This is a genomic window from Psychrobacillus sp. NPDC093180 (assembly GCF_044754065.1).
Classification (GTDB): Bacteria; Bacillota; Bacilli; order Bacillales_A; family Planococcaceae; genus Psychrobacillus.
This window is the reverse complement of sequence record NZ_JBIVOJ010000003.1, coordinates 188,987-203,836: the sequence shown is the minus strand read 5'-3', so window position 1 is coordinate 203,836 and position 14,850 is coordinate 188,987. Positions and strand designations below refer to the sequence as shown.

Genomic DNA, 14,850 nt, shown 5'->3' with positions numbered 1-14,850 from the left:
GTTGCTTTGGTGGTTGTGATGTACTAGGTATATTTCAATACATCCAATGTTGTGGTTCAACGTATGTGTACGATATATCAAAAGTGGACAAGTATAATTTCAATACATCCAATGTTGTGGTTCAACCGATTATCGGTGTTATTCATGCGGTGAGATTAATATATTTCAATACATCCAATGTTGTGGTTCAACTCGTGTAAAGACGTATGATATGAATGAGAAATTTATATTTCAATACATCCAATGTTGTGGTTCAACGAGGAAAGTTTTGAAGAAAGTCCTTTAGAACCCTCATTTCAATACATCCAATGTTGTGGTCCAACTGCGAGCAATTAAGAAGCTAATTACTGTTGGAATCATATTTCAATACATCCAATGTTGTGGTTCAACTTGGAATACTTGGGTAGTCCTTTGACGGCACTTCTTATTTCAATACATCCAATGTTGTGGTTCAACGTGGTCCGATTAAAAAACAAAGCGTGGGTAAGGGAAATTTCAATACATCCAATGTTGTGGTTCAACAGAAGTTGACCGCAGAAGCCGTTATATTATAAATCAATTTCAATACATCCAATGTTGTGGTTCAACTTTAAATTCTGTGATATTTTTAATATCGAATATGAATTTCAATACATCCAATGTTGTGGTTCAACGATCTACGCAGTTAGTCCAAAATGAAGTCCCCTTCATTTCAATACATCCAATGTTGTGGTTCAACAGACCCTAGAACATTTGAAAATCACACTGTATCTATATTTCAATACATCCAATGTTGTGGTTCAACATTTATGTCTGGAAGGTCTTATAATGATATAAGGCTATTTCAATACATCCAATGTTGTGGTTCAACATAAAGCTTATGATGCTTGGAATATGAAAGCTTAATTTCAATACATCCAATGTTGTGGTTCAACCGGAAGCCGACCAAATAGCCGACCCTTTAACTGTGAATTTCAATACATCCAATGTTGTGGTTCAACGTGAAGACTCGAAAAGGCTTCAAAACTATGACACATTTCAATACATCCAATGTTGTGGTTCAACTTTTTCAAGAGTATGCAAAATGTTTCAAAGGAAAAATTTCAATACATCCAATGTTGTGGTTCAACGTCAAGGAATCCTTCGTTATTGCCTTGGCATAAATAATTTCAATACATCCAATGTTGGGGTTCAACCAAACAAGCGGAAATGATTGGTGATTCATCGACCATATTTCAATACATCCAATGTTGTGGTTCAACCAGAATACTGAGAGTGCTGAGACTCCAAATATAGAATTTCAATACATCCAATGTTGTGGTTCAACGCCGAAAAATAAAGGCTTCTTGCTAACTTCAATTCATTATAACATCATATACACCATGGCATTAACGGAATTTTTACCAGGTAAATTGAGTTGTATCGTAAAATGCAATAAAAATGACATTCAACCTTTGTAAATACTGGTTTTCTTAAAGTCACTGCTTTTATTTGCCTGGGAAAAATTCAAAGAAAGAGATCATCCTCTTGCTTGATTTTACCTAGCTCCATCTCTTTAAAAGACAATTCATTCATTAACATGATTATCGATACTCTGTCCTCTTCATCGTCAATTATATTCATTATTTCTTTTTCAGTTGCATTATTTTCGAAGGGGTTGTTACTCCTCTAAATACAGAATTTTGATAATGGGTTAAATACTTTTTGCAAGCCTTGAAAACTTTGTTAACCCTCTTTTCATTTACATCGTAAAATACTAAAGCATAATTTGAATTGAACGTTTTGGTCATTACTTTTTCTCCTTAATAGAAAATGGAACAAACTCCTTACCTTCTGTTACGGATTTTATTAGTTTATATGCATCGAGTTTGATTGCAGTATGGTAAGTTACTTTTCTATTTAAAGCTGCATGTACAAATGTAGTATCTAATCTTGTTTCGAATGCTTGTATAAAAATTTTGCTTCCTGTTTCATTCAGCAAACAATAATTTAGCTTTTGCTCAAAGTGCTTATCGATTCGAAGCTTTCGATTATTTACTAAATCAAAAATTGTTTTAAATACAATGAGTGGTTTAAAAACCTCACATAAATCTAGGCTTAAAGAAAATCTTGCTTCTGAGGGTTCATGTAAAAAACTGATAGTTTGATTGAGATGTGTCTGATAGATTTGAGAAATTGTTTTTGCATATAGTAACGAGTTGCCAAAAGAAATTAAGGCATTCATAGGATTATCAGGTGGTGTTCTTACTCGTTTATTAAATAAGAAATTCTCAGGTAAAAAGTTAATAAACGACTCATAGAATCTCTTCCAAATACTACCTTCTATAAATAGTAATTGCTGAACATTTTGAGCAGTATTTATTGTTCTCTGTACATCTTTAGCTAACCAATCAATTAATGGTTTCAGTTCATTTACTGAATGCTTATAATAATGATATAAAACTTGATGTATATTGCTAGCTATTCCCCTTACAATTGATTTTGCGATATCTAGCCTTTTTTCTTCAAAAGCTTTTACTTGTGAAATCGTAACTCTTCCACTCACTAATCCTTCTTTAGGATAAAATGTACCAGAATATTGTTGAAAATAATTAAAAAAGTGTACTGTGATTCCACTCTTAGAGAGAAAATCAAAAAGTTTTGTATTCATCGAAACTTCATTTAAACAATATATTTCCTTGACCCCTTCAATTGGTATATGTGTATGCCCCTGATCATTTCTAAATATTAACGAATTATCTTTTCGTTACATTTCACCCATTGTTGTAATATATTTTGTAGAGCTTGCCATTCTATCACTCTCCTATATAACAATAATCATGATAAGCGCATTTTTTACATTTTCTTTCATAAATCGGTGGCGGAACAATCGCCTGGGTACAAACTTTTTCAATTTCTAAGATTAGTTTTTCTAATTCCTGTTCTACCTCTTTTGACAATTCTACGATAATTACTTTTTGGTTTTGTTTGTTTTTTTCAATAAATTCTATTTTTCCTTTCTTTACAATTCCCTTTTCTTTTAACACTTTCAAGTAAAATAATGTTTGCCATTTTACTGCTTCTACATCCGCATCTGATTTTTTCACTTCCACTAAAAAATCATCCGTAATTTTATCGATACGAATATTGTCAATTTTCACTTCTGCAAGTTTTGATTTCTCAGCATTTATCTCATGCATCACTTTTCCGATCTTTACATTTTCACTATTGTCTTCTAAATTAATTCGATTGGCAAAAAGCCAACATTGTCTTTTACAATGGAAATAGTAGTTAACTAAAGTACCCGTAGCTTTCATAAAATTCCTCCGTTTTATGCAAACATTGAATTCATCCTTACTAGTTCTCGGTCAAACTTTCCTTCCGTAAAACATTGCCCTCCATTTCTAATATAAAAAATACCGCCAATTGTATCTTGATAATTAACAACAAAATTTATCTGATATAAAAAGTAATTCATCTTTTCGTTCAGCACGGAAAGTTTAACCTTTCTTTCAGCGAACGATAACCCTTTACTGATGACTATTTGCTTATATTCTTCCCATACTTTTTCACCTATTAATCTGGTACCATCCTCTAAAATAATTTCACTATTAACAAATACCGTAATTTCATAGTCTTTTTCATCTATTAAACGAAATCTTTCTTGGACTTCTAAAAAGTTTAAACGATCTACACATTCTTTATAAAATTCATCCAAGTTTTTGCTATTCTTTTTTGTTGTACTAACTTCAATTCGATTAAATATTTTTTCATAAAAATTTATAAAATCCTTTTCCAGTAACATATGTTGAAAATCTGGGTTTTTTAAAGAATAATCTTCTTTATTGTTAACTCTCAAATCCTTTTTATAGATAGTATTTACGACATCTAATTGAAAGAAATAAACCTTTCCTAGTTCATCATTTTTGCATGAGCGGTTTATTCGACCTAAGAATTGCTCTTCTCCGTCTAAGGTTGATATATTTTTAAATCCTATATCCATATCAATATCCACGCCAGCCTCAATCACCTGTGTCGCAATCAGTAGAAAGTTTTTACTTTTCTTTACAAGATTTATTACCCTTTTTCGTTCCGCTTTATGATCATCTCCCGTTATTAGCTCCACTTGCCTTGTTGGAAACTTTTCTTTTACAAGATTAAAAAATTCTGCAGCGGTCTTTTTCGTAATAAATTCTATAAGTATATTCTTATTTGACCCATTTGCTATTACTTCAACTTTTTCAACTAAATCATTCAGTTCAAATTCCTCAATTTCTAACAAGGAATAGTCCAGTACCACACGATTTTTAAATAAAGGATGCGAAAAGTATCTTTCTCTATCTTCAATTAGTGTGGGTACAGAAGCACCGATTAAATTTCCTAGCCTCGGTAAAGTAGCAGACATGATAATGATTTTAATATTTAATGTGCTTGCATATTTTTGTAAAAAACCAATCATTTCTTTCCAAATATTATTACGATAGCTTTGTATTTCATCCAAAATAATGACACTATTTGCTAAATGGGATAAAGCAAATAATTGTTCCTTTTTTGTACTAAATAGATATGCAAAGAAATTTACATGGGATGTCAATACAATTGGATAATGCAAAAACTGATTATCTAAAACCGTTTGTTCATAATCTGTCCTAAGAATTTCTTCGTCCGACCGTTCCTTTCTTTCCAACATGGGGGTAATAGAATTTAACACTGCAATATCATCCTCAAACTCAAATAACTCAACTAATGTGCTATACGTCTGTTCTACAAGAGTATTAAAGGGAAAAACATAAATAATTTTATTAAGTTGCTCATTTTGCTCAAGAAGCTTTAATGATAAATTAATAGACATGTTCGTCTTCCCACTCCCTGTTGGAGCCTCCAAATAAAAAATGTCCTCATCTTTTTGTATTTCTAAATTTTTCTCCGCTTCTAAAAACATTTCTGAACGAAGTATATTAATATCTTTAACATCATCCAGGACTTCAAAGGGATAACTTTTTTCTTTTTGTTTTTGGATACTTTGATAAACATTGGTTGATTGATACTTCGAAACAAATTTTTCGAGGTTTTTTATTACTCCAAAATCTTTTACAGGTTTATTATTCATAAATTCTCCTGTTGCATAGTAGTCCGCTGCACATAAAGTAGAAAATAATAAACGTGTGTAAATATATAATTCTTTAGAAACATCTTTCATCCATTTATAAGATTTAAAATACCCTTCAATCCCTGGGGCAATTGCATTTTCAAATGGAATGGAATAACTATCGAAAAAACTATTTTTGGAATAATCTTTGAAACCTTTCTCGAATTTCCTTTGAAAGTCAGCTAAAGAATCGAAATTACTATGATGCTTAGAAATAACATAACTGTTGAGTAATAATAGCATTCTAAATTTTTGTTGGACTTGAGGATCCGTCCATTTTTTTACGATTTTCATGTAGTTGCAGTAATAAATAACAGCAGATAACATAGAGTGATTAGAATCAGTATTCCTTATTTTTTTCAGATGCGGTAGTGGATTACTCATTTTAAAGTTTTGAAAATTAACATTTATTTTTCCTATGTCGTGCATATAAACTGCATTTAATGCAAGTTCATTAAAGTCAATTAATGCTTTTTCATTATTATTAAAAAGTGTTTTTGCTATATTGTTAAAAATGCTGTCTAAATTCTTCTCAGTATAAATTTTTTCGAAATAAAAGATTGTTTTATCTAAATGGTCAATAAGAAACTCCTTTTCTAATCCTTCATTTTTAGTATGTGCGTACAATTCATCTATATTGGCAATAACTTTCATGTCGAACAATTTACTTTGCAGCATATAATAATCATCCTTTTTTGATAGTTTTCCCAAAAAAGACTTGTGAATAATCACAAGTCTTTTCGAATTAAAAGAAAAATAAACACTTATTTTCATCTAAAAAACAAAGGGATGTATCTCTCAGCACAGCATTCATATTTGTAAATGCAAATTTCTTTGTTTCATACTGATTCGTTTCCAAGTTAAGTGATATCGGCAATGATTCTTCATATTTCCAATCGCTTGTATAACCATCCTCATCATAAACACTTTCTAATTTGGTATTTTCATCTTTTACGAAGAGACTATCTAACTTTTGAACTTCCTCTATTCCCTGCAAAGATACTAGTTCAATGTCCCTGATTGTAGCAAAGTGGTCATTTTTCCCTAAGTATGGGTAATAAATAAAATGTTTCTCTAGAAAGTGTTTTTCTATTAATAAACCATCAGCATGATCCTCAGTTAATAAATAAATAGTCCATTTAGGATCTTCTAGCCACTGTTCTTTAACGATCAAATTTCCCCCCTGTTCCTGTGAGGCATATCCAACCGAATTGTTAAATAGTTGCATTTTCTTACTTGTATATCCTTTTTCTGTTTCTGGGCGAATTGCAACTTTTAAATTCCCTAGCCTAGAATAAAACTCAGGATACACATCATTTTTCGATTGCTGAGCATATCCCTTAAATCCTAAAATAGCACCTACCATTCCTAAAAGAGCTATTTTATGAATTTGGCCATATGTAAAATACAAATATGTATTTACATCCGGCTTTTTAAAAAAAGCAGTTCTCCCAGAGAGGCTAAACTTAATAGCATTCATTTATTACACCTCTTTCAGAGTAAAAATATTGTAGTATTTTGCTCCTTCGATTTTTCCTTCAAGATTTGTAGTATATGGATTAAAGTACACTTCAATATTCACAATTTTTTCTTGGATTTCATTTAGTAACTCACTAAATTCTAGATTAAGCGTATTTTTTTCCCCTTCGTAGCCTTTTACAAACGTAACAAACTGCGCTAAGTCGGGTAAATAAGTGCTTTTTTCAACTTTAATAAAAACCGCTAACTCATTCTCACAACCTAGTTTAGAATTTGTATTAAAAGATGTTGCCGCTACTAATGAAGCAGCTTTAAATTTTTCGTAATCTTCTTCGGTATATCCTTCGGTAACACCTAAACCTACATACTCGTTGTAGACGAATGGCGTAATAGCAAAAGGATATACGTAGTGTGCTTCAGAACTGACGATTTTAGAGCCTAGTGTAGAAGATTTTGCTTCTTCCCCTTTGCCTTTTTGCTCTTTATTATCCGAACGAAATGGGGATAAAATTTGTTGTTCCTCTGTTGTTGTATCTTCGTATTTATTAAACCCTTGTCCAATTTGAACCGCACCTGTTATAGAAATATTGGATCCCTCTTCGGCAAATGTTGCACCAAAATTTTTAACGTCAATTGCATTAAATAAATTTCTTAATATAACGTCTTGCTGTTTTTCATTTTTTAAATTTTCCACTTCAAAAAGCTCTTCATAACGCTCTTTTAAAGACTTTGGTCGGAGTGTACTTTCATTTTTCTTTTTATCTACATCTATTTTATAGGATTTTACATATAATACTTTTTCATTTTGGTTCTCCCACATTTTTTTCATAGGATATTTTAATGCCTTATCACTACCGAACACTTCTCCAGTAGAAATACTTTTTGGATGCCCGGAAAAATCAGCATTCCAATTTGCCATAATTGATTTGATCCCTAATACACCGTAGACTTTGTTTTTCATTGTTCTCCATCTCCCTCTGTATCCGTATTCTCATTTTTTTCATACACTATATTATTGTTTAAATAACCTGCTAAAATCATACTGTCATTCACCTTGCTTTTAGTATCATAACCTTGTACCATAGCCATCAAATTATATAGTCGTTTATTCCCTTTAATTCCGTAATTATACTTTTTAAATAAATTTACTATGAGTTTGTTCAAGCGAGAACTATTACTACTGTTTAGAAATGGATTTATTAAGGAGTCATTTTTACTGCTTGACTTATTTAACGATAATAAATAACGTAGTACTTGTCCTACTGCAAAGAAATATTCATCATCTGATTCAATTGATGCAGTTTTTTTTCGTTCACTCTTCGCTCGTAACTTATTTTTAACTTCATTCACTATATCTGCCATTTTTACATCTCCTTTATAAAAATATTCTCTTAATGAGTGATATAGATTAAATTGATGTCTTGCTCTAAAAAAAGAATCCTGTATAATAGAATTTTTAATAAGACTTAAAGAAACATAATCTAACATTTGCTTCACCAATTGCGAATTTCCTTTATAAAACCAATCAAACCATGCACGACGAGACACTATTAAAGCTTCCTTCAATCGGAAATCAAATATTCTTAAATCCTTTGAATCTGTAAAATAATTGTTTATTAAGTACTTATTAAAGTAAATTTCATTCACATATTGCTGTATTTCCTTCAAGTCATCAGTCTGACTGAAAGAAATTGAAAAATACTTTTCTTTACTAAGGTCAATATCTAATATATTTTGCATTTGGAATTCGATTTTCGGATCATATCTTTGAATCACATCAAAGTCGTGGATTTCAAGCTCTTTCCCCTTCTGAATGCGCATATAGTATCCAGTAAAGGCTTCCGAAATTAGCTCTCCGTCCTTTCGTGCAGATATTTTTTCGTCTTCACCTATTTCAATGAAAATATGTCGCTTTCCTTGACTAGCAAAGTTCATTAAATAATCGAATAATGCTTTTTGTTTTTGCACTTCTTCAATTGAAACTAAATAAGGAACAGTTGTTTTTCGGTTTTTATTTTCAAGATATGGCTTCTTCGTATTTAACCCCATGTTATTGTTCGGAAGACCATATGTTTCTTTCCCTATTTGGACATTAAAATCGGTGCTGTTATAAATATTTGGAATTAGATACTTTTTCCCTTCACTGATAAAATCGGCTTCCTCTTTTTCAATAAATATTTTTAAATAGTTTTTATCAATCTTCAAATTTTCTTGTATTCTCGGCAAATTTTCTTCTACACATCTTTGAATTTTTTCTATTTCTTCTTTATCAACTGCTCCGTACTCTTTTTCAACCTTCTCATACATTTCTAGTTTTTTCTTATCCTTGTATTTTCCCCTCGGATTTAGTAGAACATTGTAATAATTTCGGATAACATCTTTCGTCAATTTCCCATTCGTTAAACTTTCTTTCTTGACAAAAAAACCGTTTAATTGATTGGAATGTATCACCTTTTTTCCATCTATTGGTTTGTTCATATCTAATAGCTTAGAATAGTAATCTCTGACAGCGAAATAAGCGTAAAGTTCCTCATCCACGTCAAGATTTTTATCCACCTCCAAAGTATGTTTAATGCCTTCTGTTACGGATAATTCAACATAAGTTCCAGGAGATAAAAAGTAATTATCAATTATTAATTGATCTCCATATATTTCATATTCTTTTTCAAAAACAGTCATTATATCTTTTAGCACTTTATCCACCTGCCTTTTAATCTATTAGTAGAATTTAGCATTCAGATACCCCGAACCACGAGCATTGTTATTTAATATACCTACGCCTAAAGCCATAAAAAATAACGTTTGTGCAACTTCATTAGAAGCCACTTGAATTGTTACTTTGTCTCCCAATAATTTTTTCCCTTTATAGTTAATAGCTACTGGAATTCTGTTATCGAATTGTAAATGTGTATAGAGTTCTACCGATTCATCAATTTCTTGCTGGTAGAAATGCTTATACTTTTTATACAAGTTTTCTTTCAACAATCTTTCAAAATCCTGCAAAGTTAGTTGATTTCTCCAATAACCACTATCAGTTTTAATCAAAGCAGGACTAATTGAATAAACTTTTTCAATCAACCCTTCCCTAAAGATTCTTGCTTCGACCGAAAGAGCTTTCAAAGTTTCTGTATAACAATTACTTAAGTAGTTTTCACAATGATTTTTAAACTCTTCCGAAATGGTACGAATAATGATTGTGTAAATATTTCCTTCCTTATATAGATTGGACTTTTCGATTGGAAAAAAACTATTAAAAGTATATGGGGCATACTCTCTTTTTTCGTGCATTTCTTTTGTCTGCTCATTCATAAATAGTGATTGGTCTATCAGTTTACTAATTTCTTCGGCACTATTTTCTCCCGGAACATTTTTTAATAAATAAACTTTTAAACGTATTTCGAAAATTTTCATAAGTTCACCTTTCGAATATTCTGACTTTTATCTTCATCATAAAGTACTACTCACAACTTGTCAAATACTTACTTAAATTATTTACAATACTAATGAAAATTTCATTAAATAGCTTTAAAAGGCTTAGAAGCTATTATACATCTTATGTTGCGGTTCAATAATAATCGAAAACTAATATTATTTACAATACTAAATTTCAATACATATAATGTTGAAGTTAATTTGCTATAAATCAATATATTAAACATTAAACCATATGTTAACCTACTACAAGTGAATATATACGCATTACATGCATAGTAAAAATGTATCTTTTCTTTTTTGTATTTCCATTACTTAAAATAGTCGAATACTCTAAACAAGAAAAAATCCCTAATTATGTTAAAGCATTTCAAAATAATTAGGGATTTTATTATTATTGAATTACCCCAAGCTCTTTCCCAACTTTTTCATAAATCGCAAGCGCCTCATCCAGCATCTCTTTCGTATGAGCTGCTGTTGGCATATTGCGGACGCGACCAGTGCCTTTTGGTACTGTTGGGAAGACGATGGATTTTGCGTAGACGCCTTCTTCGAATAGTCGTTTAGAGAATTCCTGTGTAAGTTTCTCGTCTCCGATAATACATGGAGTGATTGGTGTTTCGGATTCTCCTATATCGAAGCCAAGCTTGGATAGACCTGCTTTTAAGTAGTCTCCGTTTTCCCAAAGCTTGTCATGCAATTCTGTTGAATCGATGATCATTTGAACTGCTGCAGTGATTGCCGCAACGTCTCCTGGTGGTAGTGCTGTTGAGAATAAGAACGGACGTGAACGGACTTTTAGCCAGTCGATTAAGTTCTTTTTACCGGCAACGTATCCACCTACGACGCCGATTGCTTTGGATAAAGTACCGATTTGGAAGTCGATTTCTTTTTCTAAACCGAAGTGTTTTACTGTTCCTTTTCCTTTACCAGTAACACCTGAACCGTGAGCGTCATCTACGTAAGTGATTAGGTCAAATTCTTTTGCGATTTCTACGATTTCTGGTAGTTTTGCGATATCGCCGTCCATCGAGAATACGCCATCCGTGATAACCATTACTTTATTGTATTGGCCCGATTCTGTAGCTTGTTTTGCTTTTGCACGTAAATCTTCCATGTCGGAGTGATTGAATGGAATGATTTTTGCTTTTGAAAGTCGGCAACCATCGATAATGGATGCGTGGTTTAATTGGTCCGATAGAATTGCATCGTTTTTATCCATTACGGCTGAAATGGCTGCCATGTTGCAGTTGAAGCCGGATTGATAGGAAATAGCTGCTTCTGTTCCTTTGAATTCTGCTAGTTTTTGTTCTAGTTTTACGTGAAGGTCTAGTGTTCCGTTGATTGTACGGACCGCACCTGCACCGACACCATACTTGTCCACTGCGTCTTTTGCGATTTGTTTAAGCTCTGTATTAGTTGCTAGTCCTAAATAGTTATTAGAAGACAAGTTAATAAGTTCCGAACCACGAACTAGAATCTTTGCACCATTTGCTCCCTCTACTGGATCAATTTCGTTATATAATCCTTGGTTTTTTAGTGCATCTAAGTTTTCTGTTAAAAAGTTGTTTAGTACGTTTGACAAGGTCATCTTTCCTTTCAAGCGAAATATTCCTCTCTAGTTTACCATGTTCCTAGAAAAATACGAAAAAAATAAGCAGGAAAATATCCCTGCTCACTCGATTGTTGCAATCATCTCATTTTGGAAAGTTGTCCATTTCTCTTCATCTATTGTAGAATCATAGAGCATTCTGATCGTTCTAGAGTCACCTGCATACGTGGAAATGTAATCTTGTGCTAGCTCCATTTCGTTTGAATATCGTTGTCTTACCTCTGCAATCTTCTTATCCTCTAATAATTCTTGATTAATATGTGACATGAAATCGACAATCTCGTCTCCTTCACGTTCAGGGTCGTATACATGAGGGCTTGTTGCGTCTACAATACATAGCTGCAACTCAGGAATAATGATTCCATCCACACTATTTGCATCTAATCCGCACCAGATGAAGCGAATATCCAATCCTTGTAGCTTTGCGGCTTCTCCAAACTTTTTCATAAAGGAGGATTTTCCGCTACCAGGTAAACCTTTTATATATAAACGAGACTTTAAGTTTTTAGAAATAGACTTTAACGTATCTTGTGCGCCTACAGGAGTGAGTGACCCCATTAATCGATGCGTCACGTCTGACTTTTTTTGAAGCTGCACATTTCCAAGACATTTCTTTTTGACCGTTTCTAGCAATGCGTTGATGCCATCCCAATCGATTGCCGGAAGGATTAGCTGCTCCCATTCATCATGAATAACCTTAGCACGTGATAAAGTTTGTAGCCCTTTCGTCAACCAACCTTCATTTGCAATTTGTTTATCGCGAATTAAAGGAGCTAAATCGTGCAGCTTTCGATCATCATATGTTTCATAAAATGGAACCCATATATGTCCTGCCCCGTAGTAAGTAGGATCAATCGTATCCGCTTGTAAATAGAGCGTTTTCGAATCGATAATATATACAGCTTCTAAAACATCCTCATGTAATGGATCATAGAACCATTCCGTATCTTTGCCTCTGCGAATAGCGGCATATCCTATTTCTTTCAATACTTCTGTTAGTCGATAAGAAGTCGGTCCTTTAAAAAAATATACTTTTTTAGCTTCCTGAATAAGTTCTTTATAAAAGTTTTTCACGCCTTGTCCTGTATAAGATCTTCCCATATAATGCGTAACTGTCCCGCCCAAATTATCACCCTTTCCATCTCTTCGTTCCATGGATACTATATGCGAACGAAATGAAAAAGATGAAAAAAAGTGTAGAAAATCATTCCTGATCATCCACACTCAGTTTTGCAAAAGGCTGTGTATAGCCACTTATATTTAGTAAAATTTTTTGAGACATCGGTAAAGTGTAATGAACAAGTTGGCCTAGGAGGAGTGCTGTTATAACGGTTCCGATACCTACTGGACCACCAAGTATCCAACCGGCAATTCCTACAATTACTTCGATGCCAGTACGTACTGTTTTAATGCTCCAACCCAACTTCTGTACTATTAAAAGCATCAATGAATCTCGCGGACCAGCTCCAATATTAGGAGATACATATACTCCAACACCGATCCCCATAACGATTAGTCCCAACAAAAAACTAATAGATTGACCAGCAAAGCTCTTGAAATCTGGTAACATCCAGTTGAAGAGATCAATAAAAAAACCGATGAAAAGTATATTTAGCCATGTACCTAATGGTGGCCATTTTTTTGTGCCAATCATCGTAGCTACGACGATAATAATGCCAGTTAATATAGCCCACGTACCAATCGACAATCCTAAGTGATTATACAGTCCAACATGCAAAACATCCCATGGACTAATTCCAAAGCGCTGCCCTTTAATCGTCAATGAAATACCAAGAGACATCAAAAGAACACCGCTAATAAAAAACGTCCAGCGCCATATACATTCTTTGCTCATTTCACTCCTTCTTCCCTACAAAGAAGCCATCAACACAATGTGGTAATGGCTTAAATTCTAACAGGTAGATAGCTATCCATTATTACTAATTGCAGCTACCTGCCCTTTTGTCATTCGAAGTAAATCAGGTAATGCAAGCTTTACTTGAAGTCCAATTTTCCCGCCACTTACAATGATAAAATCATGCTTTTCCGCACTTGCATCCACTACTGTTGGAAATAGTTTTTTCATTCCTATAGGAGAACATCCCCCTCGTATATATCCAGTAGTCGGGAGTAAATCTTTTAGAGGAAGCAATTCTACCTTTTTCTCTCCGACTACCTTCGCAATTGCTTTTAAATTTAGTTCATTGTCAACAGGGATGATGCACACATAATATTTCCCTGTTCCAGCTGTTACAAGCAGCGTTTTATAGACGACAAAAACAGGATAGCCGATTTTGTTTGCTACAGTTACCCCGTCTACTTTGTCACCAGTCAATTCATATTCTATTAGTTCAAAATCTATTTTTTGCTGTTCTAATATTCGAACTGCATTCGTTTTTGGTTTTTTGGCCATTTCTCAGTGCTCCTAAGCTATATGGAAGAAACTCGGCTCTACATCAGCAAATCCGTATCTCTTTAAATGTACTTGATACGAATATTTTGCAATCGCTTGTTCTTTCAATCGTTTTTTCTGTAGGTCTTCTTGCAACACTTTAGGTGAGGAAAGATCCGAAGGAACGGAGCGGTTCGAAATAGATGCTTCGTCTTCTAGTTGTTGTTTTACTTCAAGCGCAATTTGACGGTTCGCTTCCATATTTAACGTTATTTGTGCATTCACACGCTGAATCTTAGCGGATGCACTAGCCGCAACACGTAGGTCCTCAGGCGTTGGCTCTGTAGGGGCAAGTGCGGTGCTTCTTACTTTCTCTAATAGCTCCACTGTTTTTTCTAGTGTCGGTCCATCGATTGTTTGCACTGGGATACTAGGACCTTTTATATCAATTATATTCGTTTTTGGATTGCTTGGCGTATCAGTTACTTTTTCTTTATTCCCTAATAGCAACTCTTCTATTTGCGATAGGGTTGGTATTTTGGGTTGGAGATATTCCGCTTGTCTACGGTATGCATCGCCAGCATTATGACGTTTGTGCATTCGTTTTCTTTCTTCAACGTCTGCCCATCGCCCTAGCATGCCATTACCAGTGGATCTTACTAAGTTCAAATGATGCACCTCTTTCCTGCATTTCTATTATAGAATATTTTACCACATTATCAGAATAATCAAACAAACTTTAGTCATAAGCTTATGTATGAAAAATGATACAAAATGCAGTTAAGCTTTTTACAGACAAAACAGGTATAAATAACTATTAGGCTGTGG

12 protein-coding genes, 1 pseudogene and 1 CRISPR repeat array (1 of these 14 running past the window's edge) are annotated in these 14,850 nt (G+C 33.3%); all 13 genes and pseudogenes read right to left on the bottom strand.

The window, feature by feature from the left end; all coding sequences use genetic code 11:
* Window positions 1-1,306: direct repeats of the CRISPR family, unit length 30 nt; unit sequence ATTTCAATACATCCAATGTTGTGGTTCAAC (it extends 2,083 nt beyond the left edge of the window).
* 295 nt (window positions 1,307-1,601) lie between these two features.
* The 13 genes and pseudogenes from cas2 to ACIP9W_RS06385 all read right to left on the bottom strand — a co-directional run bounded on the left by cas2 (window position 1,602) and on the right by ACIP9W_RS06385 (window position 14,691).
* Window positions 1,602-1,769, bottom strand: a complete 168-nt coding sequence (cas2, locus tag ACIP9W_RS06445; protein ID WP_400787340.1) for a CRISPR-associated endonuclease Cas2 — start codon at window positions 1,767-1,769, stop codon at window positions 1,602-1,604.
* Window positions 1,769-2,713: pseudogene (cas1b, locus tag ACIP9W_RS06440) on the bottom strand (type I-B CRISPR-associated endonuclease Cas1b); the annotation flags it as partial. The gene cas2 and the pseudogene cas1b, both read right to left, overlap by 1 nt.
* Before the next feature lie 61 nt (window positions 2,714-2,774).
* Window positions 2,775-3,275 (bottom strand): CRISPR-associated protein Cas4, encoded by a 501-nt coding sequence (gene cas4, locus ACIP9W_RS06435; protein WP_400787338.1) that lies wholly within the window; start codon window positions 3,273-3,275, stop codon window positions 2,775-2,777.
* 14 nt (window positions 3,276-3,289) lie between these two features.
* Window positions 3,290-5,785 (bottom strand): CRISPR-associated helicase Cas3', encoded by a 2,496-nt coding sequence (gene cas3 / locus ACIP9W_RS06430; protein ID WP_400787336.1) that lies wholly within the window; start codon window positions 5,783-5,785, stop codon window positions 3,290-3,292.
* A gap of 67 nt (window positions 5,786-5,852) precedes the next feature.
* Window positions 5,853-6,587, bottom strand: coding sequence for a type I-B CRISPR-associated protein Cas5b (gene cas5b, locus ACIP9W_RS06425; protein ID WP_400787334.1), 735 nt, complete (start codon window positions 6,585-6,587; stop codon window positions 5,853-5,855).
* Between the two features lie 3 nt (window positions 6,588-6,590).
* Entirely contained in the window at window positions 6,591-7,547 is a 957-nt protein-coding gene (locus ACIP9W_RS06420) for a type I CRISPR-associated protein Cas7 (RefSeq protein ID WP_400787331.1), read from the bottom strand.
* A complete protein-coding gene (locus ACIP9W_RS06415; RefSeq protein WP_400787329.1) occupies window positions 7,544-9,280 on the bottom strand; it encodes a hypothetical protein in 1,737 nt (578 codons plus the stop codon). The genes ACIP9W_RS06420 and ACIP9W_RS06415 overlap by 4 nt, the downstream gene beginning before the upstream one ends.
* A 24-nt stretch (window positions 9,281-9,304) precedes the next feature.
* Window positions 9,305-9,997: a CRISPR-associated endoribonuclease Cas6 gene (locus tag ACIP9W_RS06410; RefSeq protein ID WP_400787326.1), complete on the bottom strand. Its 693-nt coding sequence runs from the start codon at window positions 9,995-9,997 to the stop codon at window positions 9,305-9,307.
* Between the two features lie 415 nt (window positions 9,998-10,412).
* Window positions 10,413-11,609: a glycine C-acetyltransferase gene (locus ACIP9W_RS06405; RefSeq protein WP_400787636.1), complete on the bottom strand. Its 1,197-nt coding sequence runs from the start codon at window positions 11,607-11,609 to the stop codon at window positions 10,413-10,415.
* 84 nt (window positions 11,610-11,693) lie between these two features.
* Entirely contained in the window at window positions 11,694-12,755 is a 1,062-nt protein-coding gene (locus ACIP9W_RS06400; RefSeq protein WP_400787323.1) for a hypothetical protein, read from the bottom strand.
* A gap of 79 nt (window positions 12,756-12,834) precedes the next feature.
* Entirely contained in the window at window positions 12,835-13,485 is a 651-nt protein-coding gene (locus ACIP9W_RS06395) for a YczE/YyaS/YitT family protein (protein ID WP_400787320.1), read from the bottom strand.
* Window positions 13,486-13,557: 72 nt separating this feature from the next.
* A complete protein-coding gene (gene ybaK, locus ACIP9W_RS06390) occupies window positions 13,558-14,043 on the bottom strand; it encodes a Cys-tRNA(Pro) deacylase (RefSeq protein ID WP_400787317.1) in 486 nt (161 codons plus the stop codon).
* 12 nt (window positions 14,044-14,055) lie between these two features.
* Complete coding sequence (locus ACIP9W_RS06385) at window positions 14,056-14,691, bottom strand: hypothetical protein (RefSeq protein WP_400787315.1); 636 nt, start codon at window positions 14,689-14,691, stop codon at window positions 14,056-14,058.
* Between the last annotated feature and the right edge of the window lie 159 nt (window positions 14,692-14,850).